This window comes from Bacillus sp. T33-2 (assembly GCF_002860205.1).
Classification (GTDB): Bacteria; Bacillota; Bacilli; order Bacillales; family Cytobacillaceae; genus T33-2.
The window spans coordinates 76,265-96,408 of record NZ_PGVB01000004.1 but is presented as its reverse complement, the minus strand read 5'-3'; the positions used below and the strand labels follow the sequence as shown (position 1 = coordinate 96,408).

The following is a 20,144-nucleotide window of genomic DNA, read 5'->3' as shown; positions in this document are numbered from 1 at the left end:
CAAAACACTCCTATTTTTCTAAACTGACACCGGCAGAATTTCTTACATAAATCGAACCTGTCTTTGTGTCGGCATATAATCTGATCTGCTTTTGATTTTCGACAAGCGGCTTAAAACGCATCATTTTCTGCACCATCTCATTTTTTTCCTCTACTACTGTTATATCCTTGAGATCCACTGTAAAACCACCAAGATTTGATTTTAAATTCCCGCTTGCCGACGCAGCGGCCGGAATAATGAGCTCAATGCTGCCAGTTGCGGTTTTTGCTTCAATTGTTTCACAATCCTGGTTATGAAGAGTGCAGGTAATGTTTCCATTGACGGACTGCAGGTCGGCAATTGCAAAATCTCCTTCACTTTTTATCGCGCCATGAAGGGTTTCCAGTTCAATTTCCCTTGCCTTGCTACCTTTGACATCAATTGCGCCATGTCCAGTTTCAGCTTCGAGTTTTTCGGTATTCAGTCCTTCAAGCTTGATTTTTCCGTTTGCTGTCTTTGCTTTAAAATCCTTCACATTTAAATGCCCAGTTTGAATCGGTCCATTAAACAGCCGGATTTTTATACTGTCATATTGTTCCCGGGGAATAGAAACAATAGTCTCCACCTTCATCCATTTTTGCTGAACCGCAAGCCGGAGTTTTTGCCCCTCAACGGAGAAAATTGCCTCCTGCAAAAATTTACTTCTTGCTTCATCCTCGTTCTCCACCCGGTATACCATAGCATCGCATTGGATCCGGACCTCGTTCTCGTCCCAGGGAATCACTTGTACTGCCCCATTGGCCAAATCAATATCAATCTTGTTTATATCTGCCTCTCTTTGTTGAAAAATATGTCTGATAGCAACTGATTGGCCAAAATTAAAATCAAGGTCCAAGTCCTTTACTTTTTTGAGCGCGGTATCAACAAAATCAAACACTCGGTCTTTGACTGCCTGAAATTTGTCATATCCGTATTCTTCTTTCTTCACTTCTTCAAATTTCACGGATGCCTCTGGTTCTTTTTTCACTTCCTCAAATTTTATAGTTGAGGCGGATTCTATATTTTGTCCACCTGCCGGTTGTTCCATATTATTGCCTGCTTTTTCAAGCCCCTCAAGCAGAGTTAAAGCTTCATCAACCGACAGCTTGCCGTCCTCAACCATTTTCAGAATCCGTTTGCGTTCTTCCTTCATTATTAAGTGCCTCCCGTTTTATATATTTTTATCCATGAATCACTGCGTTTTATGCCCAACATTTTATACGCTCCTAAATGCTAGAAGTTTCAGTTAATTTGTTCATTGTGCATCTTATTTTTGAAAAACATAAATCAACGTGCCAGTATTACTGGAGTATTTAAGCCTTCAAAATTATGAATTCAAGGCATTAGATCCTTCAATGGCACCAATCCATCTTGAATAAATGAACGATAAAGAGCCCTTCCCATTTTACGGGAAAAGCTCTTTTGCCGGCCGGGTTTTGTTTTTTAGATGCTACTCGCACTTTTCTCTCTCTCTTCAACATGCTGTTTCATTCTTAAGCGGTCGCGGTCGAGAATTGGCTTCAGGTACTTGCCTGTGTATGAACCTGGCACCTCAGCCACCTGTTCAGGCGTTCCGGATGCAATGATGGTGCCGCCCCGGTCACCGCCCTCGGGGCCAAGGTCGATGATATGGTCAGCCGCTTTGATCACATCAAGGTTGTGTTCAATGACGAGCACGGTATCCCCGTTTTCGACAAGCCGCTGCAGGACAACGAGAAGGCGGGAAATATCGTCGACATGAAGCCCGGTTGTCGGTTCATCAAGAATATACAGGGACCGCCCATTTGAACGGCGGTGCAGCTCCGACGCCAGCTTGACACGCTGCGCTTCTCCGCCGGACAGGGTTGTGGCAGGCTGGCCGAGCGTGATATAGCCAAGACCCACATCGAATATGGTCTGCAGCTTCCTGCTGATTTTCGGAATGTTACTGAAAAATTCGAGTGCGTCCTCAACGGTCATATCGAGGATATCGGAAATGTTCTTGCCTTTATATTTCACTTCAAGCGTTTCACGGTTATAACGCTTTCCGTGGCACACTTCACAAGGAACATATACATCCGGCAGGAAATGCATTTCGATCTTGATGATTCCGTCGCCGCGGCACGCCTCACAGCGCCCGCCTTTTACGTTAAAGCTGAACCGTCCTTTTTTATAGCCTCTTACCTTCGCTTCATTGGTGGACGCAAATACGTCCCGGATATCGTCAAATACCCCCGTATATGTTGCTGGATTGGATCTTGGTGTCCGGCCAATTGGGGACTGGTCAATATCGATCACTTTTTCGAGATGTTCGATACCTTTGATCTCCCTGAATTGACCTGGCTTGCTCTTGGCATTGTGAAGCCTCATGGCCAGTGTTTTACGGAGGATTTCGTTTATGAGCGTACTTTTTCCTGATCCCGAAACGCCCGTGACCGCGATAAAAGTTCCAAGCGGGAACTTCACATTCACATTCCGGAGGTTATTTTCCTTGGCGCCTTTGATTTCCACGAAGCGCCCGTCGGCTTTGCGGCGTTCAAGTGGAAGCGGGATGAATTTTTTCCCGGCAAGGTACTGCCCAGTTAGAGATGCCGGATCATTCATGACCTGTTCAGGCGTCCCGGCAGAGATGACCTCCCCTCCGTGCACGCCTGCGCCAGGCCCGATATCGATTAAATAATCGGCTGCCAGCATCGTGTCTTCATCATGCTCAACGACAATCAATGTATTGCCGATATCGCGCATATTCTTCAGAGTATCGATCAAACGGTCATTATCCCGCTGGTGGAGCCCGATCGATGGCTCATCGAGGATATACAGCACCCCTGTCAGCCTGGATCCGATTTGGGTGGCCAGCCTGATGCGCTGAGCCTCTCCCCCTGAAAGCGTCCCGGCCGCCCTGTTCAAGGTCAGATAGTCTAATCCAACATTATTCAAGAAGCCTAGCCGTTCAATGATTTCGCGGAAAATAAGATTGGCAATCTTCATCTCTTTTTCAGAAAGCTGAAGATTGGTGAAAAACTGTTGCGCTTCTTCGATTGAAAGCGCGGTGACTTCACCAATATGCCGGCCTGAGATCAGGACAGCGAGAGTTTCCTTCTTAAGCCTGTAGCCTTTGCATGTTGGGCATGGATGCTCAGCCATATATTTTTCCATTTGCTCACGGATATAATCAGAGCTCGTTTCCTTATAGCGGCGCTCCACATTGCGGAGCACCCCTTCAAAATGGATATAACTCTCCCTTATCTGGCCAAAATCATTTTGGTAACGGAAGTAAATCCGGTCATTCTGCGAGCCGTACAGGATTTTTTCAAGCTGGTGTTCCGGCAGGTCCTTGACTGGAGTGTCAAGGTCAATGCCATAATGGTTGCAGACCGCCTCAAGCAGCTGCGGGTAGTATTGGGAACTAGTTGGTTCCCATGGAGCAATTGCATGCTTCCTTAACGATAGCTCTTTATTAGGAATGACAAGGCTCTCGTCAACCTCCAGCTTGGCTCCGAGGCCATCGCAATCAGGACAGGCACCGAACGGGCTGTTGAAGGAAAACATCCGCGGTTCCAGTTCCCCGATCGAGAAACCGCACTCCGGGCAGGCGTGGTTCTCGCTGAAAATCAGCTCTTCCTCGCCTATTACTTCAATGATGACCCTGCCGTCAGCCAGCTTCAACGCTGATTCCAGTGAATCAGCAAGGCGGGCGCTGATGCCTTCCTTGACTACGATCCTGTCGATCACTACTTCAATGGAATGCTTCTTGTTTTTCTCTAGTTCAATCTCATCGCCAAGGTCATGCATTTCTCCGTCAACGCGCACACGGACATAGCCCTGCTTTTTAATGTCCTCAAGCGCCTTGACATGGGTCCCTTTCCTGCCTGATACGATTGGGGCAAGGATTTGCAGCTTCGTCCTCTCTGGATATACAAGAATCCTGTCAACCATTTGCTCAATTGTTTGTGAAGAGATTTCAATATTGTGGATCGGGCAGAATGGCCGCCCCACCCTTGCAAACAAAAGGCGCAAATAGTCGTAAATTTCCGTCACTGTTCCGACGGTTGACCTCGGGTTGCGGCTCGTTGTTTTCTGGTCAATCGAGATGGCGGGCGACAGTCCTTCGATCGCGTCGACGTCCGGTTTGTCCATTTGCCCGAGGAATTGGCGTGCATATGCGGACAACGATTCCACATAGCGGCGCTGCCCTTCGGCATAAATTGTATCAAAAGCCAGCGAGGACTTTCCTGAACCGGAAAGCCCTGTGAGCACCACCAGCTTATCTCTCGGAATGGTGACATCAATATTTTTTAAATTGTGGGCTCTGGCGCCTTTAACAACCAGTTTTTCCATCGCCATAAGTTCGTCATCCTTCCGCTTTTAACTCAAGTATAAGGTCACGAAGCTCGGCAGCCCGTTCGAAATTCAATGCCTTGGCTGCTTCCTTCATTTCTTTTTCCATATTTGCAATTACCTTTTCTCTTTCTTGCTTGGAGAGTTTCTTCATTCCTTCTGCCGGTTTGTACTCTTCCTGTTCCTCGGCGGCATACGTTGCCCTGATGGCATCGCGGATTTCCTTCTGGATCGTCTGCGGGGTAATCCCGTGCTTTTCATTGTTCTCTTCCTGAATGGCCCGACGGCGCTTTGTTTCACTAATCGCCAATTCCATAGAATTTGTCATCTTGTCGGCATACATGATGACATGGCCATTCGCGTTTCTGGCTGCGCGTCCGATTGTCTGGATAAGCGACCTCTCCGAACGGAGGAAACCTTCCTTATCAGCATCAAGAATCGCGACAAGCGATACTTCCGGTATGTCCAGGCCTTCCCTCAAAAGGTTAATCCCGACAAGCACATCGTATTTCCCGAGGCGCAGTTCGCGGATGATCTCGATCCGCTCCAGTGTTTTCACTTCCGAATGAAGGTATTGGACCTTAATTCCGATCTCCTTCAAATAGTCCGTCAAGTCCTCGGACATTTTTTTCGTAAGCGTCGTGACAAGCACACGTTCATTCTTTTTAATGCGCTCTTGGATTTCTCCAATCAAATCGTCAATCTGCCCTTCAATCGGACGGACATCGATTGTCGGATCAAGCAATCCGGTCGGGCGGATAATTTGTTGAACCATTTCCGGTGTATGTTCAAGCTCATACGGGCCCGGTGTCGCCGACACGTAAATAGCCTTGTGCACATGCTTTTCAAATTCGTCAAATGTAAGCGGACGGTTGTCCATAGCCGATGGTAAACGGAAACCATGTTCTACCAGTACATTTTTCCGGGCCTGGTCACCATTGAACATTCCCCGAACTTGTGGAAGCGTAACATGCGACTCATCTATGACGATGAGGAAGTCATCCGGGAAGTAATCTAGAAGTGTGTATGGTGTAGAACCGGCCGGCCTTAATGTCAGATGGCGGGAATAGTTTTCGATTCCGGAGCAAAAGCCCATTTCCCTCATCATTTCCAGGTCATAACGGGTCCGCTGTTCAAGGCGTTGCGCTTCGAGCAGTTTCTCTTCCGCGCGTAGTTCGGCCAGCCTTTCTTCCAGCTCCTTTTCGATATTTTCAATCGCAATCCGCATCTTTTCCTCACGGGTGACGAAGTGGGAAGCCGGGAAGATCGCAACGTGGTCGCGTTCACCGATAATCTCGCCTGTGAGGGCATCCACTTCACGGATCCTGTCGATTTCGTCCCCGAAAAATTCAATGCGCATGCAGTGTTCATCCCGTGACACCGGGAAAATCTCTACCACATCACCACGGACCCGGAATGTCCCACGCTTGAAGTCAATATCGTTCCGCTCATATTGGATATCAACGAGTCGATGAAGAAGCTGGTTCCGTTCAATTTCCATCCCGGTTCTTAAGCTCACCACCATTTCCCGGTATTCTTCCGGGGAACCTAAGCCATAAATACAGGAAACGCTTGCTATGATAATGACATCTTTCCGCTCAAATAAGGAAGAAGTCGCCGAGTGCCGGAGCTTATCGATTTCATCATTTATGCTCGCATCTTTCTCGATGAAAGTATCTGTCTGCGGGACATAGGCTTCCGGCTGGTAGTAATCGTAATAGCTGACAAAATATTCTACTGCGTTGTTCGGAAAGAATTCCTTAAACTCGCTGTAAAGCTGTCCAGCAAGAGTTTTATTATGGGCAATGACAAGGGTCGGTTTATTGACCTCTTTGATTACATTCGAGATTGTAAAAGTTTTGCCCGTTCCTGTTGCGCCGAGCAGCGTTTGATGCTGCTTATTTTCCTTTATTCCCTGGACCAGCTTTTTAATCGCTTCGGGCTGGTCACCTTGTGGAGAATATTTTGACACTAACTCAAATTGATCTTTCACAAAATAGCCCCCTGTTATAAAAAATTCACACGATCCATCGTCTATATATCAATCAGCGTGTTCAGGTTGTGGAGGCCCGGGTGCCGCGCTGATTTACCTAAAAAGTCATATCACCATTCTATCACAAACAGGCATTAATAAACCAATAATATGCGAACGGGTATTCGTTTTTTGGATATACAGGATAAAAATGGGGGCAGGTGCAGTAAATAGAAAGATTTTGTACCCTGTTTCATGAATTCAAGGTACTTTCTAAGATAAAATATCAATTTCCTGGTAACTCCATTTATTTTCCCGGTATGTTCGATGATTTCCCGGTAACTGCATTTATTTTCCTAGTAAGTATGATTATTTTCCATACAGCTGGAAATCATTACTAAAACAACGTGCCACAGTTGCTTTTAATCCGTGAGTGAAGGCAATCATAACGCAAAAAAACCACCGAATCCCTGTCGGCAGTTTTACATATTACATTTGATAGAGTCCGCTCTCAGCTTTTCCGTTTCCGCTGCATCATTTGATTGGCAAAATAAAAACCAACGGTTAAGGAAAATGCGTCTATTATGATCAGCAGCCAGGAGTCGGTATAGCCCTTATAAACCGACGCGGCTATCAGTGCGACGGTAAGGCCGAGCCCTAAAAAATGGTTGTAGGCTACTCTCGTAAAAAATACGACCAAAATTCCGGGCAGCAGAAATGCGGAAAGGTACTTGATTACCATTGTTACACCTCATTGAATCTGAAATCTGCTCTTTCAATATTCGATACTTCAAGAATATCCGTTTTGGCTGCCTAATACAAGAATACTATTGCAAAAAGCAGGCCGACAAAGCGGCCTGCTTCTAAAAATTTATTTTAGAAAAGCATTATAGTATCTGGTCATTGCGACCGCAAAATCACCGCGGGCCACTTTTGCTGTCGGGCTGAATGTCGCCTTGACAGTCGGTTTCAGGTCATATGGCCCCTGCACGACCGCGAACTTGGCATTCAGGATACTCAGGTCAAGCGCCAGTTGTACGTAGCCTTTCAGGTTAGCCGGGATGCTGCCTGCGTCTTCTACAACAATGCGCTCATCTTTGTACTGGACTGTGAGCTCACCTGTAAAGCTCTCGGCTTCTTTTTGCAACCCAAGCGCCTGGACCAGCGAGTAAGCAAGTTCAGCACGTGTGACGCCATCTTTAGGTGCGAATTTGCCGGCTGCTTTTGGAAGAATCACTCCTTTTTGAACATGCTGCTGGTCGCGGAAAGCTGCACCTTTTGCGGCAACTGCTTCGGCAAATGGCAGGTCGCTGCTTGCTACATCATTGAACGAGCTTTGTCCTGTGTTCGGAAGCGATTGGCGGATTTCCGCTCCCATTACGAGGTATCTCGTCAGCTCTGCCCTTGTCAAAAGATAATCCGGTTTGAAAGTTCCATTTGAATATCCATCAAACAGCCTTTCATTCACGCCAATCTTTATCGCATCTGCTGCCGGATGCCCATTGATGTCGCTCAGGCCGGTAAAGCCGCTCACTTTTGTAAACGCCAGGGTTCCTTTAACCGTTTCCGGCAACGCTGCACCGACTGGATTGACTTCATTTCCGCGAAGCCCCCTGATTTCTGCTTTCCATGTTCCAGGTGCCGGTGAAGTTACTGAAACTGTGCGGTCGTAGTAAAGCGGGAACAGCAGGTTGACCCCTGAAGAGTGTTCCGTTCCGTCTGGAGCACTCAGTACCAGATTGATTGGATTCCCGGTTTGCCCAAACAATCCCTGTCCGTCTACTTTTGCGACAAGGCTTGACAGCCCTGATGCGACGTTGAATTCGTATTGATTCGCAGAAGCAAGAGTCACTGGATTATAATCTACCGAAAACTCTGTTCTTTCAGTAGTCGAATTGACTTTACTATTGAAGGTTTGGAATTGGTTTACCGTTTTCCCGTAATTTTTACCATTAAAAATCTTGTCAACTGCTGAATATGCATTTACATAGCCGGCTCCGACTTCCCAGCTCTCATAGCCAGGCATATTGGTCGCCGTCTGCTGGAGGATCTGCTTTACTTCCTCAGGTGACAGCCCAGGATTTGCCTCAAGCATCAATGCCACGATTCCCGCTACGTGCGGGGTTGCCATCGAAGTTCCGCTCATGATTGTGTAATAAGGCAGGTGGCCTGGCTCGAGCGTTGTTGCATCCTGATCAGCAGCAAGGCTGGATACCGGCGCGAGCACACGGGTCGATACAATATCCACACCAGGAGCAGTGATGGTTGGTTCATCCTTCCATGTCCATTCCTTGCCATCGATAGTGAACTTTCCGCCGGCCCCTTTAGTTCCACGCGAAGAGAAATCTGCAAGGGTGCCGTTTTTCACTCCTGCTGCAACTGAGATGACCCATGGAGCTTTCGCGTATGGATTGTGTGTATTTTCGCCAGGGCCTTCATTTCCGGCTGCAAAAAGGACCGTAATGCCGCGGTCGTATGCTTTTTTGCTTGCGATATTGATCGGGTCGTTCGGGTCAAAGTCGCCTGAAGATCCCCAGGAATTGGTGATCACCCGGATATTGTATTGCTGCTGATGGGTGATTGCATAGTCAAAGCCGCCAAGTCCGTCCAGGATGAACAGCGCTGCGCCTGATCCATAACCGATCAAATCCGCACCTGGAGCAGCCCCTTCATATTTGCCGGAAGACATAGCCCCTGTGCCGCCAACCGTTCCGGCTACATGGGTGCCGTGCCCGGAGTTGGTATCAGTATTTGGGACGTTTTCTGTATATGTTACGGGCAACAGTCCAGGGGCAAGGGCACTAAGATTTGTTGATCCCATTACATTCTGAACGAGATTCTTTCCAAATTCATGGTCTTTATGGGTTCCATCAACCCCGCTATCGTTTACTACCACGCCGATGCCTTTACCCGAAACCGGAAATCCTCCGTTTGCTTTCCGGAATGATTCGTCAGTAGTAAGTTTATCAACACCAGTAATTGCAGTCGCATCTGCATTAAAATAGCTTAATTTTTTGTTTAAATATATGGAGCGGACATTTTCGTTTGCTGCGAGCTTTTCAATTTGTGATTTTGTCGCTACCACTCCAGCCATCGGCAATGATTTTAATGTTAGTCCTGTCTCGATTCCAAGTGCTTTCAAAATACCCAGCTGGTCACCCGATGGTGCCCCATCACCTTTAAACGTTACAATCACCTGCAAGGAACTGGACGATCCCAGCGCCTTTTCTATTAGCGGGTCGACCACTGCTCCAGCAGCGTTGGCCTGGACAGCCTCCTGCCGGTTAAAAAACGATGGAAAGACCAGCAACAAAGCGAATAAAGCATAGACCAATCGTTTCACTTTAAATTCTCCTCTCCACGGGAAAATATTTTAAAAGTTCCTAACTTAATTATGTTAAAAAGAAGGAAAAACTACTATTCCACAAAGGTAATAAAATGTAGTGTCGGAAGATGTATTCTTTTATCGTACAAAAGTTATATATAAGTAGTATTAATGGAAAAAAATCAGCCTGGGATTTTCCCAGGCCGATGGCGGAAACGATAGTAATTTTGAAATTTTATGGAGTAAATCTCCGATCAGTTACTTTGAGTTGCGCATTCGTGCTTCTGGCTAATAAAGCAGTCATTTAGGCTAATAAAATGTGAATTGTGGCTAATAAATTTAAAATCTAGCTAATAAGACGATCAATCCGGCTAATAAGTATTAGCAGCTAAACAAAAGCTGAACATCCCGGCTAATAAAGCAGTCATTTAGGCTAATAAAATGTGAATTGTGGCTAATAAATTAAAAATCTGGCTAATAAACATCAACAGTTGAACATCGTGGGTGATAAATTTCAATTTTAACTAGGAAGACGCGCTTTATGGCTAATATTTATCAGCTGCTCCACCAGTATCTATTTTACCTTTTCAGGGCTGTACGTTTTTTGAATGCCAAATCTACTGATTTATACGCATTTACATAGCCGGCGCCCACTTCCCACGCTTCATGCCCCGCCATTGGCGTAGCAGTCGTTTGGAGGATTTCTTTTATCTCCTTGGGTGATAGAAGCGGATTGGCTTCAAGCATTAGTGCAATAATCCCGGCAACGTGAGGGGCGGCCATTGACGTACCGCTCATCGTTGTATAGTAAGGCAGATGTCCTAGTTCAATATACTGGGCGTCATCTGTTGCACCGAGCAGCGGGATTGGCGACAGCACGCGTGTTGAAATAATATCGACGCCCGGGGAAGTGACAGTCGGGCGGTCTTCCCAAGTCCAAGATTCTCCATCCACCGATACAGTTCCGCCTTTGCCCTTCACGCCGCGTGACGAAAAGTCTGCAAGTTTGCCAGATTTATCGCCTGCGGCCACAGCGACGATCCATGGAGCTTTTTTATAGTTGCCTGAAATCGTGGAGGCTTCCGGACCGGAGTTGCCGGCAGAGAACACAGTGACAATTCCGCGGTCATACAGCTTCTTGGTGGCTAAGTTGATCGGGTTGAACGGATCAAAGTCTGTTCCCGCATCACTAGTATCGCCCCAGGAATTCGTAATGACCCTGATGTTGTACATTTTTTGGTGGGTGAGTGCATAATCAAACCCGCCAAGTGTATCAAGCATCGCAAGCCCGGCACCTGATCCGTAGCCAATTAATTTCGCGCCTGGTGCCACCCCTTCATATTTGCCGCCCGACATGGCGCCTGTTCCGCCGACAATCCCGGCAACATGAGTTCCGTGCCCGGAATTATTATCGGTGTTTGGAATACCTTCAACATATGTGATCGGCAGCAGCGTGTCGATTGCATGAAGATTCGTCGAACCAAGGACATTCTGGACAAGATGGCTGCCATATTGCAGATCTTTGTGGGTTCCATCAACGCCGCTGTCATTAATGACAACGCCGATTCCCTTGCCTGACACAGGCAGGCCGCCGTTCATTTTTCTCATTGTGTCATGGGTGCGGACCTTGTCAACACCTGTCAGGTCTGTGGCCGCCGCGTTGTCATATTGCAGCTTTTTATTTATGTAGATTGAAAGGATTTCATCGTTCTGTGCCAGCTTTTCGATTTGTGATTTGGTTGCGAGCGCTCCGGCAATCGGCAGGCTCTTCAATCCAATCCCTGCAGTGATACCGGCCGATCTTAATAGGTTGAGGTCATGAGAAGAAACCCCTTCTCCATGTTTGAATGTAATCAGAACCTCAACAGGCCCGGCAGCTGAGAGCAGTTCCTTCGTTAATCTGGAGTCAATGACCGTCCTGTTCGCCTCAACTGCTTTTGTTGAAGCACCTGGCAAAACTGCAGTAAAAATGGTGGCCGTAAAAAGCAAAAACGACAATAATGCAGCTTTCAGCTTCATAGTTTCAACTCCTATTCCAGTTTTCTTGTATTCTCTCACGTTTTACACGGAACAGCTATTCTGCATAAGGGGTAAAATAACGTATCCACAGTACTAACTTTTTTACTACTTAAGTAGTAGGATTGGATTCGGGAGGATTAGTCGCTTTTTCAGGAAAAATAAAAACAGGCCCCTTTTCAGGAGCCCGGCGGAATTGGCACAAGCTGGTTCTGGACCGCATAAATGACAACTTGTGACCTGCTTTTTACATTCAGCTTTTTAAAAATTTTGCTTACATGGATTTTGACCGTTTTATCACTGATGTACAAACGCCCGGCAATTTCTTTATTGGTTAAGCCTTCGACCAGGCAAAGAAGGACTTCTTTTTCACGATCGGTCAGCGTGCTATCCTCCTGCTCTGTTTGTTTTTGCTGGTGAAAGGCAAGCAGTTTCCTCGTCATGGAAGGGTGGATGACAGACTCGCCGCGGGCAACAGCCCTTATCGCTGCGACCACCTGGTCAGACGGTGCATCCTTTAATAAATAGCCGTCCGCCCCTTCACGGATCGCCGACATGAAGTATTCTTCATGGCTGTGCATCGTCAGGACAAGGATTTTTATGTCAGGGTAAAGCTTCTTTAAAATACCGGTCACTTCAACACCGTTTTTCACCGGCATATTGATATCCATCAGGATCATGTCAGGCTGGCACTGCTTGACTTTCAACAGGGCATCTTCCCCGGAAACCGCTTCGCCAACGACATGGATATCTTCTTCTGTTTCCAATATATTTTTCAAGCCGTCCCTCAGGACGGCATGGTCATCCACTAGCATGAGTCTGATCAACAATATTTCCCCCTTCAAGGCCCATTTTCGGCACCGTGATCGTTACTTCTGTTCCTGCTCCTTCCTTGCTGTCGATTTGCAGCGAGGCATTGATTTTGTCAGCAGCATCGTTCATTTGCAAAATCCCGAAATGCGGCTGGTTCCGCGCTTTCAGCATTGCCTGGAAAAGCGAGAACCCTTCTCCGTCATCCTTTATTTTCATTAAAATATGCTCCGTTTGGTTGCTTAACAGAACATCCACCTTCGTTGCGTTTGCGTGCTTAATAATGTTTTGCAGGCTCTCCTGGAATGTATCGAACAGAACCTTCTCGACCATCGGGCTAAAAGAGAACCCGGCTCCCCTTACTTCCAGTTCAATGTCCAGCCCGTATTCCTTTGAAATCGAATCGATCTTGGTGGAGATGGCGGTTGTCAGCCCAACCCGTTCAGTTGGATACGGACGCAAAGCATAGATCGATTCCCGGACCTCCTTCAAACTTTGGCGAAGCCGCGCAACGCTCTCATCAACAAGCTTAATTGTCTCGTCGGGATTTTTTGTGAATTTTTTCCCGGCTGTTTCAAGCTTCATTACCGCCCCTGCCAGAGTCTGGGCCACACCATCATGGATGTCCCTGGCAATCCGGTTGCGCTCCTCAAGGATGACCCGTTTTTCTTTTTCAGAGAACAGCATTCTTGTCTTTATGACGACTGCCATCTGGTTTGCCAGTGTGGCAATGGAACGCACATCATCATCCTCAAAGCTTTTTGTCCTGCTCCTTGCGACAATGAACATGCCCACGGTTTCATTTTCAATAACAAGTGGAGAATAGATAAAAGATTTCAGCTCTTCATCAAAACACGAAGCAGCAATTCCTGAATCTTTTTTGCGGTCATTATAAATGATCGGGATTTTTATTTCAGAAAATTTTTCAAATGTTTCGGGTGACAATTCACATTCTTTTTTGGTCTGGCCATCATCAAAGCGACGCAGCCATACGCCATCCTCTTTTATCCATAATATGCTTGCCTCGACATTGATGAACTCATTAAAGCTCTTTTTGATCGTGGAAAGCCACTCCTCATCAGGCAGCATCTGGTTTAATTCTGTTGTAATCGAAAAAAGCAGCTTGAGCCGTTTCTTTTCTTTTTGCAATCGGGCGATCGATGAACTCAACAGCGCCAATCCGACCAGAGGCGAAAAGAAGAAAAAGTAGGAAAACACATCAATTTGCCCGCGGTTTTGGCTTCCAAGCAAATAAAGGAGCATTCCGTACACGAGAGAAACACCGGCATTGTTGAGCTCGGTCATTGTCTTCTGCTTCCACATTTTTAAAGAATACGGCTGCGGCCGGATCATGAGTACCAGGTCAACGATTCCGTTATTAATGATAAAAAAGAAGCCAAGGACCAGAACATACTCGGTGATTCCTTGAACGACCACATTTTCCGTCAATGCAGTTATGAATGGGTGCAAAAGGTTTTTGATAAGGGTAGCTGTATAAAAGCTTAATACCAGCTGTGCGGGATTGAACAGGATAATCCTCAACGCCCGGCGCTGTAGCACGTTGACGAAAAGGACTACCCCTCCATATACAAGCGCCGTCCAGGCGAGTCCGTGTAAAAGGTAAATTATAAACACAAGCGGAAAGGTAATGGTTGTAAACCCTCTCCAAACAGGTATCGGGTAGTATTCACTGATAAACAAGAACGCAATTAGAAGCGCTAATACAACCGGATCGGCTACTTTTTGAAAACCCATAAATGAAAATAATATAACGCTCCAGCCAAGCAGAGTAATAAGTGAAAGAAAAAGCCTGGAATACCTTTCTCTTTTCAAAAATAATGTATGATCCAACGGCTGGAACCCCCTTTTATTGAATTTTCTGTTATTTGATTTTATCGGTTATTCATTAAAAAAACAAATAAAACAAACCGCCAATCCTTTCAATAAAATGGCATGTGGCCTGGCAGGAACACCGGAAGCAAGGGGGAGCGGACCGTATTCATTTACAAAAGTACTAACACACTATTCCTTCAACCCTTTTCCAAATAAAAAAACCCAGACACTGGTCGAATGGCAAGCCACTAACCAATGCTGGGCCAAACCTTTTTCAAGGTTTAGTTTAATTTCATTATTACAGAAGCGTGCCACAATTTCTATTCACCGTAAGGGGTATTATTGTAGTACTAAAGTTCTATTGGCAGCGAAATGTCCGGCGATCTCAAGCATTAATATGGTCTAGGCCTCTTCCCGTTTAAATGGCCACCAATTTGCCTGGCCGAAATTCTTGACCATGACCGGCACAAACAGTGGGAGCATGATAAAGGCGTACAGCAGCAAGCCGACCAAAATGATTGAGGCAATCTGCAGCAATGACAGCATTCCGGACGGCATCATTGCCGCAAATGTCCCTCCAAGGATAACGACGGCCGAAATGATGACTGTGCCCATCTTTTTCATCGCGAGCAGCATGGCATCAGCTACAGACAGATCTTTAAATTCATTGAACCGGTCCATGAGGAAAATGCTGTAGTCAACACCAAGCGCGACCAGTATGACAAACGCAAAGAATGGGACTGCCCAGCTAATGCCGGAATAACCGAGGATATCAATGAAAATGACCTCATTTATTGCCATTGATGTGTAATAAGTCAAAATCAATGACCCAATCAGATAGATTGGCATAATGATAGAGCGGAACAAGAAAACGAGAATGATTGAGATCCCTGCAAGCATCAGGATCACTGTGCGGGAATAATCCTGCCCTGACATCGTGTCCAGATCGGCGTTGACACTTGTAATCCCGCCAACGGCTACAGTAGCGTTCTCAAGCTTTGTGTCCTTGGTCGCCCGTTCAACAGCCTCCTTGATTTCGTCGACCTGGCCGATTGCTTCATTGGAATATGGATTCTCATTAAATATGACATCCATTGTCATCGTTTTGCGGTCATCGGACATATACACGTCAAGCGCCTGTTCAAAGTCTTTGCTTTCCAATACATCTTCAGGCAGATAGAAGCCACCGGCAGATTTTGTTCCAGAAAGTCCGGATAAATAGTCCTGGGCAGCTCCAATCCCGTCAGATACTTGGCCCAATCCTTTCGCACTCTCGTTCAGACCGCCGGTCAATTGATTCAACTGCCCGCCCAGTTGACCGAATCCTGTAAGCAACTGCTGCTGGCCGCCATTGATACCGGCAAGTCCATCCTCCAGTCGTGGGACATTGTTTACAATTTGCCCCTGGCCATCAGCAAGCTGTTCCAAACCGGCTTGCTGGGCTTCGATGCCGTCGATAAGCTGCTCAAGTCCTGCGGCCAATTCACCCTGGCCGCCCATCGCCGTTTCAAAGCCGGCATTTGCCTGGGCCATTCCCCCGCTGATTTCGGCAAGGCCTGTGTTCAGTTCATTTACCGCTACTGACAATTTAGGCAATTCCTGCTGCAACGATTGGACAGTACCTTTAATGCCTTGGTAAGCCTGCTCATTCGCGAGGCCAGCATATTTCCCTTCTAAATAAAGGAAGTGATCATTCTGTATTTGGGCAATTGCCCCCGATAACTGCCCCAAGCCACCTCCAACCTGTTGGTAACCTTTATCCAGCTCGGCCAGTTTTCCTTGCATGAATTTGTATCCATCAAGGATTTCCCTATATGCTGCCTGTAATTCTACCGCTCCAGCTTTCGCTTCTCCCAATCCTGCTTTCAATTGGTCCGACCCTGCCGATCCTTGGCGGATTCCATCCTCAATTTTCTTCAGATTTTCCTGAATTTCACCTAAGCCTGATTGGATTCCATTTGTGCCGGCAATCAACTCATTGATTCCTTTTTGGGCACTGGCAAGCTCTGGCTCTGACTTGGCCAGTTCACTCCCGGCTTCCTCGAGTCCGGCACTGATTTGATCAATACCGTCTTTTCCCTGTCCAAGTCCTTCCTCCAGGCTTTCCGCCTGTTTAGCCACAAACAGTTCCTCTATCGGTTCCCCTGTAGGCCGCGTCACAGAGCGGACAGTTTCTACTGAATCTATCTTGTCAAGCTCCTGGCTGATTCCCTCTGCTATTTCGATATATTCAGCCGTATCAAGCCTGTCATCGTTTTTCAGCACCACCTGTGTCGGCATCGCTTCACCAGGGCCAAAGCCATCGGCAATCGCATTGAAGGCCTTGATGGAAGGGACATCCCCACCGATTTCCTCTAACGAGTTGTAGGATAAATCACCGTCATAATTCGCCAAAAACGGCACACAGACGGCTGCGACAATGAGCAAAGCAAGGAATGGGCGTGCCAGTGAGAATTTGCCGACTGTCCCCCACAGCTTGCTTTCACCATGTTCAGCAGAACTTTTGGATGGCCAGAATAATTTATTGCCCATAGCTGCCATAAAGAATGGCACAATTGTGAACAGCGCAACGAGCAGAACGGCAACCCCTACGGCAACTGCCGCTGCAGACTGGTAGAGGATGAACTGCGAGAATCCTATCGCTGCAAAGCCAATCATGACAGCGACACCGCTGAAAAATACAGTGCGCCCGGCATTCCGGTACGTTTCCACGATGGCTTCTGCCACACTCTCTCTTTCGAACAGCTCCTCTTTAAACCTGCTGAGCAGTAAAATGCAATAGTCCGTGCCAATCCCAAATAATACGGCAACAAGGAAAATTTGCGTATATGTTGAGATCGGGAAGTCGAATTTATCCACCAGCATAGCGACGATTGATTGCGATGCCAGGTAGGTAAAGCCTACTGTCAACAATGGGATGATGGGGGCAACAACTGACCTGAACACCAGCAGCAGAACGATCAAAATGAAGACAACAGTTATGCCCTCTGTTTTTTTCAGCCCTTCCTGGGAGCTTGTGACCAAATCTTCATTGATCATCCAATTACTTGTGTAGTAATGATCAACGTTGACGTCTTCAATCGCATCATATAAAGCTTTGCTTACGTCGCCTGGCTCCCGGCCGTTCCAGTTGATGGTGACGGACGCCAGAATCGATTTTCCGTTATCAGAGACAAGCTGGTCCCTTAAGGCTTCATCATTAAAATGGGTAAGGATTTCTGTAATTCCGAGGCTTTCTTTCTTTTCCTCCAGCTTTCGGATTGCTTTTTCGGCTTCCTCAATATGTGATGCAGTGAGCTTTTTATCTTCGTGGAACACAAGGGCTACCTGTGATTCATCACCGCCGCCTTCCTGTTTCTGCACGTCTTCCATAATCTCGTCGGCCAAGGTCGATGAATAGCCTTCAGGCACATTAATCTGGCCTTTTTCACGGACGAGTTCCGCCATGTTCGGAGCTGCCATGAATAACCCGGCGACAACCGCAATCCAGACAACGATGACAAACCACTTTCTCTTGATGATGAAATTCACTGTTATACCTCCAGCTGTTTATCTTTGATTTCAATTAATACTTTGTTGAGCTTTTCATACGTATCAATGAATTGCTTGATTTCAGATGCATCAAATTTTGAAATGAATGAACCGACAAGCTTGTGAATTCGTTCCTCCGTTTTTTTATACAGTTCGGCCCCTTTATCCGTTAATGTCAAATAAACCACCCTTCGGTCATTTTCATCCCGGGTACGCTTAATCAACCCCTTTTCCCACATACGGTTGATGATTGCCGTAATCGCGCTTTTCTTCACTTCAAATTCCTCTGCCAATTCCGAAGATGTACATGAGCCGACCCGGTTGATATACCTTAATGTGTAATGCTGGTCGCTGGTCAGGTCACTGCCAATTTGCTCTTTAATCAGTGACTCCCCTTTTTTTGTGACCGAGAACGAAACAGCTATATACCTATCCACCAGGTCTTGTATATTCTTTTCTGACATAACAGTGCATCCACCTCTTCAATGTTGTTCTTTAGACAAACTATTCAATAAAGAAACTGTTCAACTATTTAACTATTAATGTATTTAACATTAATCAGAGTTAATTGTCAAGAATTTCTTGTTAAATTAAAAAAGAGCGTTACTTCAAATTGAAGAATCGCTCTTTTACCATATTAAATTTGTTCAGCATACAAAAATCCTACATTAATATAATTTAATTATCAAAGACCTGCTTTTATAAAAAAAGCTTGCAGACGAGTCTGAAAAAGACCTTATCTACAAGCTAACACCACTATAAATAGTTGATACGTTATCCCAATCCCTATAAGTGAAACTTCGAAATAGTGTTTTGCAGCTCCTCTGCCAGGTTGGCCAACGAAGCCGCGGCTGCGTTTACTTCCTCCATTGATGCCAGCTGCTGCTCGGATGCTGATGCGACTCCGGCGGCGACCAAGGAAGTGCTGCCCGCAACATCGGACATTTCAATCACCCGCTTTGAAACGAGTGATACTTCGTTAGTGATTTCGCTGGATATAGCAGTAATGCTTTGCATTTGCTCTCCCACATTCTCGACAGAATCTAGGATATCATGAAACGTTTCCTCAGTCCTGCTCGCTATGGCCAGGCCGCCAGCCACTTTTTCTTTAACGAATTGCATTGACTCTACACTTTTCCCGGTGTCCTGCTGCATTTCTGTAGTGATTTCTGCAATATGTGCCACAAAATCCCTTGTCTGCTCTGCCAGTTTACGGACTTCATCCGCAACAACAGCAAATCCCTTGCCTGCTTCACCAGCTCTTGAAGCTTCAATTGCAGCGTTTAAAGCAAGGAGATTCGTTTGATTTGCGATACCAGTTATTAAGTTGAGGATGTCCCCAATTTCTTTGGAACGTTTATTTAATTCATTCAGTGCCGCATCACTTTCTTCTACAGAGGCGTGAATCAAGTCCATTTGATGCAGTGTTTCTTTAACATATTCAGAGCCTTCTTGTGTTTTGTCATTGGCGGATCTAGAAAGTTCTAAAACCGAAGCTGCATTTTCCGCAATTTTTTTGACCCCCATGGTGCTTTCCTCGGCTGCCCGCGCCGACTCACCTGATTTCACAGTCTGCTGCTCAGCACCAGCCGAAACCTGTTGGATGGACGTTGTAATCTGTTCTGTACCTTTCATTGTTTCTTCAGCACTTGCCATCAGCTCCTCTGCAGAAGCTGCTACCTGGCTCGAACTGTTGCTGACTTGTTCTATGAGGCGCCGTAAATTCCGCACCATTTCCTGAAATGACTGGTTCAAAACAGAGATTTCATCTTTACTAGTAACTGTTACATTACTCACCGCCAGGTTTCCGGCGGCAATTTGCCCGGCGTGGTTAGTGATCAGCCTGATCGGCCTCACAATACGCTCTGTGAAAATCATGGAGGTAACTACAGAGGCTCCGACTAAAATGAGCGCCGCGATGATTGAAAAGGATACAATCCAATTGATATGGTTTTGGAGCCGCAGCTGCATGCTGTTGTATTCGTCACTGATCATTCTTTTTAATTCAATTACATCATTGGCCATCCCTTTTGTCCGCAAAGACTGGCGTTTTGCTTCAGCCTGGTTTGCTTCCTTTATGGCCTCTGATGAAGCGGTGGACAGCTGATTGTATTTCAATATAATTTTCTTTATGGTCTTTATTTGTGTTTCACTGGACAGTTTCTTTTCTAATTTGCCAGATATAGAGCCGGTGAATTGTAAATCCTGCTTAACCTCATTAGCATTAGCCGCACTAGCATTTAATGAGTAGGCATTAAGGGATTTTTGCAGGCTTTTGGCAGAACTATTTAATTCCTCGACATTCACTAACATCTGTACAAT

The 20,144-nt window shown here is 46.3% G+C and carries 11 protein-coding genes and 1 pseudogene; all 12 read right to left on the bottom strand.

The genetic code is table 11. The features are described from left to right. Positions 1–10: 10 nt before the first annotated feature. Complete coding sequence (locus CVD19_RS03320; protein ID WP_101580456.1) at positions 11–1,171, bottom strand: DUF4097 family beta strand repeat-containing protein; 1,161 nt, start codon at positions 1,169–1,171, stop codon at positions 11–13. A 290-nt stretch (positions 1,172–1,461) separates the two neighbouring features. Then, complete coding sequence (uvrA, locus tag CVD19_RS03315) at positions 1,462–4,341, bottom strand: excinuclease ABC subunit UvrA (protein WP_101580455.1); 2,880 nt, start codon at positions 4,339–4,341, stop codon at positions 1,462–1,464. A gap of 7 nt (positions 4,342–4,348) precedes the next feature. Continuing rightward, entirely contained in the window at positions 4,349–6,328 is a 1,980-nt protein-coding gene (gene uvrB / locus CVD19_RS03310) for an excinuclease ABC subunit UvrB (RefSeq protein WP_101580454.1), read from the bottom strand. Positions 6,329–6,818: 490 nt separating this feature from the next. Continuing rightward, a complete protein-coding gene (locus CVD19_RS03305; protein WP_101580453.1) occupies positions 6,819–7,049 on the bottom strand; it encodes a CsbA family protein in 231 nt (76 codons plus the stop codon). 129 nt (positions 7,050–7,178) lie between these two features. Continuing rightward, positions 7,179–9,650 carry a S8 family serine peptidase gene (locus CVD19_RS03300; RefSeq protein WP_101580452.1) on the bottom strand — a complete coding sequence of 824 codons (2,472 nt, stop codon included), beginning with the start codon at positions 9,648–9,650 and terminating at the stop codon, positions 7,179–7,181. Between the two features lie 561 nt (positions 9,651–10,211). Next, positions 10,212–11,651 (bottom strand): S8 family serine peptidase, encoded by a 1,440-nt coding sequence (locus CVD19_RS03295; RefSeq protein ID WP_101580451.1) that lies wholly within the window; start codon positions 11,649–11,651, stop codon positions 10,212–10,214. Positions 11,652–11,827: 176 nt separating this feature from the next. After that, positions 11,828–12,475 (bottom strand): response regulator, encoded by a 648-nt coding sequence (locus CVD19_RS03290; RefSeq protein ID WP_101580450.1) that lies wholly within the window; start codon positions 12,473–12,475, stop codon positions 11,828–11,830. Then, entirely contained in the window at positions 12,450–14,309 is a 1,860-nt protein-coding gene (locus tag CVD19_RS03285; protein ID WP_101580449.1) for a GAF domain-containing sensor histidine kinase, read from the bottom strand. Before CVD19_RS03285 ends, CVD19_RS03290 begins: the two co-directional genes overlap by 26 nt. A 384-nt stretch (positions 14,310–14,693) precedes the next feature. Continuing rightward, positions 14,694–17,822, bottom strand: a complete 3,129-nt coding sequence (locus CVD19_RS03275; RefSeq protein ID WP_101580447.1) for an MMPL family transporter — start codon at positions 17,820–17,822, stop codon at positions 14,694–14,696. Positions 17,823–17,824: 2 nt separating this feature from the next. Beyond that, positions 17,825–18,286 (bottom strand): MarR family winged helix-turn-helix transcriptional regulator, encoded by a 462-nt coding sequence (locus CVD19_RS03270; protein WP_101580446.1) that lies wholly within the window; start codon positions 18,284–18,286, stop codon positions 17,825–17,827. A 322-nt stretch (positions 18,287–18,608) separates the two neighbouring features. Then, positions 18,609–19,457 carry a methyl-accepting chemotaxis protein gene (locus CVD19_RS25805; protein ID WP_374702861.1) on the bottom strand — a complete coding sequence of 283 codons (849 nt, stop codon included), beginning with the start codon at positions 19,455–19,457 and terminating at the stop codon, positions 18,609–18,611. A 93-nt stretch (positions 19,458–19,550) separates the two neighbouring features. Beyond that, positions 19,551–19,700 (bottom strand): annotated as a pseudogene (locus CVD19_RS25800) (HAMP domain-containing protein); the annotation flags it as partial. Positions 19,701–20,144: the final 444 nt, after the last annotated feature.

Coding starts and splice junctions, on each gene's coding strand:
- CVD19_RS03320 (WP_101580456.1), bottom strand. CDS start 1,171: ATGAAGGAAGAACGCAAACGGATTCTGAAAATGGTTGAGGACGGCAAG.
- uvrA (WP_101580455.1), bottom strand. CDS start 4,341: ATGGCGATGGAAAAACTGGTTGTTAAAGGCGCCAGAGCCCACAATTTA.
- CVD19_RS03305 (WP_101580453.1), bottom strand. CDS start 7,049: ATGGTAATCAAGTACCTTTCCGCATTTCTGCTGCCCGGAATTTTGGTC.
- CVD19_RS03295 (WP_101580451.1), bottom strand. CDS start 11,651: ATGAAGCTGAAAGCTGCATTATTGTCGTTTTTGCTTTTTACGGCCACC.
- CVD19_RS03270 (WP_101580446.1), bottom strand. CDS start 18,286: ATGTCAGAAAAGAATATACAAGACCTGGTGGATAGGTATATAGCTGTT.
- CVD19_RS25805 (WP_374702861.1), bottom strand. CDS start 19,457: ATGAAAGGTACAGAACAGATTACAACGTCCATCCAACAGGTTTCGGCT.